Below are 4570 nucleotides of genomic sequence, written 5' to 3'. Positions count from 1 at the left end.
CACCCCTGGCTCGCCGACCACGCCGTCAACGGCACCGTCCTCCTGCCCGGCACCGCCTTCGTCGACCTCGCCCTCCACGCCGGCGAACACACCGCACACCCCCACCTCACCGAACTGACGCTCCAAGCCCGCCTCGTCATCCCCGCCAAGACCACCCTCCAGCTCCAGGTCATCACCGGGCTGACGGACGAGACCGGCGCGCGGACCGTCACCGTTCACTCCCGCCCCGAGGGAGCCGACGCCGGCGAGCCGTGGACCACGCACGCCCGCGGGACTCTCGCCGCCCACTCCCCCGCCGCCCCGGCCGCCGACGGGGCGCTCACCGCCTGGCCGCCCCCGGGCGCCGACCTGCTGGCCACGGACACCCTCTACGACGACCTCGCCGCCCACGGCTACGACTACGGCCCCGCCTTCCGGGGCCTGACCGCGGCGTGGCGCCAGGGCGACGACCTCTTCGCCGAGGTACGCGTCGACGCCGACACCGACGGCTTCGGCGTGCACCCCGCGCTCCTCGACGCCGCCCTGCACACCCTTGCCCTCGACGGCGCCGCAACCGGCGAGGTGCTGCTGCCGTTCGCGTGGAGCGACGTGGAGCTGCACGCCACCGGCGCGACGGCCCTCCGCGTACGACTCGTCCGGCACTCCGCGAACAGCGCCGAGCTGACCCTCGCCGACCCCGCCGGCCAGCTCGTCGCCCGGGTCGGCCGGCTGACCCTGCGGCCGGTGGACCCGGCGCAGCTCAAGGCCGCCGCTGTCGCCCGCCCGCACAGTTCGCTGTTCTCCGTCGCGTGGACGCCCGTCCCCGTACCGGAGGCGACGCCCGAGGCGGCGGCCGGCGAGGGCTGGGAGGCCGTGACGCTCGGTGTGCCGGCGCGGTGGCTGGACGGACGGCCGACGCATGCCGTGCTCGACGCGGTGGACACCGACCGTTCCGTGCCGATGCAGGTGCAGGCCGCCGCCGAGCACACCCTCGCCGTGGTGCAGGAGTGGCTGGCCGACGAAGCGCGCATCCGGGACCGGCTGGTCGTCGTCACCGGGAACGCCGTCGCCGCGCAGCCCGGCGAGTCGCTCGCCGACCTGGTGCACGCCCCCCTGTGGGGGCTGCTCCGCAGCGCCCAGAGCGAGAACCCCGGCCGCATCGTCCTCGTCGACACCGACGGACATCCCGGCAGCCTGACGGCGCTGCCCGCCGTGCTCACCCTCGACGAGCCGCAGATCGCCCTGCGCGAGGGCGCCGCGCACGTGCCCCGGCTGACCCGGTACCCCGGGGCCGAGCGGTTCGCGGCGGCCGGCGACGGTGCCGGTACGCGGCTGGGCGTCACCGGCCGGGGGACGCTGGAGGACCTGGGCCTGGTGGACTTCCCGGAGGCGGAAGCGCCGCTCGCACCCGGCGAGGTGCGGATCCGGCTGCACGCGGCGGGGCTGAACTTCCGCGACGTGGCCGTCGCCCTGGGCGTGGTGGACGACGCACGCGCCCTCGGCGGCGAAGGCGCCGGTGTCGTCCTGGAGGCGGCGCCCGACGTCACCCATGTCGCCGTCGGCGACCGGGTGATGGGGCTGATCCACGGCACGGGCCCGGTCACCAAGGCCGACGCGCGGATGGTGACGGCCGTACCAGAGGGGTGGAGCTTCGCGGAGGCGGCGACGCTGCCGATCGTCTTCCTCACCGCGTACCTCGGGCTGGCGGACCTGGCGCGGATCCGGCCCGGCGAGAAGCTGCTCGTCCACGCCGGCGCCGGTGGCGTCGGCATGGCGACGCTGCAGCTCGCGCGGCACTGGGGCGTGGAGGTCTTCGCCACCGCGAGCCCCGGCAAGCAGCACGTCCTGCGGGAGTACGGGCTGGACGACGCCCACATCGCGTCGTCCCGGACGCTGGACTTCGAGGAGCACTTCGGTACGGCCCTGGGCGCCGGGGGCCGGGTGGACGTCGTACTGAACTCCCTGGCCGGGGACTTCGTCGACGCCTCGCTGCGGCTGCTGGGCGACGGCGGCCGGTTCATGGAGATGGGCAAGACGGACATCCGCGATGCGGACGCGGTCCGTGCGGACCACGCCGGCGTCTCCTACCGCGCGTTCGACCTCGGGGAGGCGACTCCGGAGCGGGTTCAGGTCATGCTCGCCGAGCTGCGTGAGCTGTGCGAGGCGGGGACGATCCGGCCGCTGCCGGTGACGGCGTGGGACTTCCACGAAGCGCGCACGGCGCTGCGGTACTTCAGCCAGGCGCGGCACATCGGCAAGGTGGTCCTCACCCTGCCCACCCCGTTCCGCGCCGACGGCACCGTGCTGATCACGGGCGGCACGGGGGTGCTGGGCGGGCACTTCGCGCGGCATCTGGTCGCCGAGCACGGGGTACGGGACCTGCTGCTCGTCAGCCGGTCGGGACCGGACGCGAGCGGGGCCGCGGAGCTGCGGGAGGAGCTGACGACGCTGGGCGCCCGGGTGCGTATCGAGGCGTGCGACGCGGCGGACCGCGAGCAGCTCGCCGCGCTCCTCGGCACCGTCCCCGCCGCACACCCGCTCAGGGGCGTCATCCACGCGGCCGGGGCGCTGGACGACACGACGGTCGCCAACCTCACTCCCGAACGGCTGCGGTCCGTGCTGCGCCCGAAGGTCGACGCGGCCTGGAACCTGCACGAGCTGACCGCCGGCGCCGACCTGGACGCCTTCGTCCTCTTCTCCTCGGCCGCCGCCGTCATGGGCGCGCCCGGCCAGGCCAACTACGCGCTGGCCAACACCTTCCTCGACTCCCTCGCCGCGCGGCGCCGCCGCGCCGGCCTGCCCACGCTCTCCCTCGCCTGGGGATTCTGGGCCGAGGCGTCCGGGCTCACGCAGCACATGGACGCCGACGCCCTCGCCCGACTGGCGCGCGGCGGCGTGACGCCGCTGGGCACCGAGCTGGGCATGCGCCTGTTCGACGAAGGGCTGGCCAGTGGCCACCCGATGCTGGTCGCCGCCGCGGTGGACGCGAGTCGTGTCAGCGGTACGGTGCCGCCGTTGCTCCGCGGTCTGGTACGCGCCGGGGGCCGGCGGGCCGCCGCCTCCGCCGTCGCGGACGGCGGCTCGGGGCTGGCCGGCCAGCTCGTCCGGCTGAGCCGGGACGACCGGCGCAAGCACGTACTGAACCTGGTCAACGTCCACGTCGCCGCGGTGCTCGGCCACGGCAGCGGCGCGGCGGTGAACCCGACCCGCCCCTTCAAGGAGCTGGGCTTCGACTCGCTGACCGCCGTCGAACTCCGCAACCGCATCGCGGGCGCTACGGGCCTCGTCCTCGCCTCGACGCTGGTCTTCGACTACCCGACCCCCGCGGTGCTGGCGGACTTCCTGCTCGCCACCGTCCTCGACGAGAGCGACGCGACCGCCACCGCGGCCCTCGTGCCCGCGCACCGCGCGACCGCGGCGGACGACGAGCCGATCGCGATCGTCGGCATGGCGTGCCGCTTCCCCGGCGGGGTCGCCTCGCCCGAGGACCTGTGGCAGATGCTGGCGGAGGGCCGCACCGGGATCGGGGAGTTCCCCGAGGACCGCGGCTGGGACCTGGACGCGATCTTCGACCCCGAGCCGTCGCGCTTCGGCACCTCGTACGTCCGGCGCGGTGGTTTCCTGTACGACGCCGCCGAGTTCGACCACGCGCTGTTCCGGATCAGCCCGCGCGAGGCGGTCGCCACCGACCCGCAGCAGCGGTTGCTGCTGGAGACGGCGTGGGAGACGTTCGAGCGCGCGGGCATGGCCCCGCAGTCGCTGCACGGCAGCCGGACCGGCGTCTTCACGGGCCTGGTCAACCAGGACTATCTGACGCGGCTGCCGTCCGTGCCCGACGAGTACGAGGGCTTCATGGGCACGGGAACCCTCGGCAGCATCGCGTCGGGCCGGATCTCGTACACGCTGGGTCTGGAGGGCCCGGCGGTGACGGTGGACACGGCGTGCTCGTCGTCGCTGGTGGCGCTGCACATGGCGGCGCAGTCGCTCCGCCAGGGCGAGTGCGACCTCGCGCTGGCCGGGGGCGTCACCGTCATGCCGACGCCGCACGCGTTCGTCGTCTTCAGCCGGCAGCGCGGGCTCGCGCCGGACGGACTGTGCAAGGCGTTCGCGGACGGGGCAGACGGGACGGGCTGGTCGGAGGGCGTGGGGCTGCTGCTCGTGGAGCGGCTGTCGGACGCCCGGCGCAACGGGCACAAGGTACTGGCGGTGGTCCGCGGCTCTGCGGTGAACCAGGACGGTGCGTCCAACGGGCTGACGGCGCCGAACGGTCCGTCGCAGCAGCGGGTGATCCGGCAGGCCCTGGCCAACGCGGGTCTGTCGGCATCGGACGTCGATGCCGTGGAGGCACACGGCACGGGTACGACGCTGGGCGACCCGATCGAGGCGCAGGCGCTACTGGCCACGTACGGCCAGGACCGGCCGGACGACGCGCCGCTGTGGCTCGGGTCGCTGAAGTCGAACCTGGGGCACACCCAGGCGGCGGCCGGTGTCGGCGGTGTGATCAAGATGGTCATGGCGATGCGCGAGGGCGTGCTGCCACAGACGCTGCACGTGGACGAACCCTCATCGCACATCGACTGGACCGCGGGCG

1 protein-coding gene is annotated in these 4570 nt (G+C 74.7%); it reads left to right on the top strand.

Annotation, left to right across the window (positions count from 1 at the left end):
* The coding region (locus tag T328_RS35895; protein ID WP_496500467.1) for an SDR family NAD(P)-dependent oxidoreductase at positions 1-4570 on the top strand (4570 nt) is incomplete at both ends.

The organism is Streptomyces sp. CNX435 (assembly GCF_059570575.1).
The sequence above is the reverse complement of the archived record's forward strand: the minus strand, read 5'-3'. Positions and strand labels throughout refer to the sequence as shown.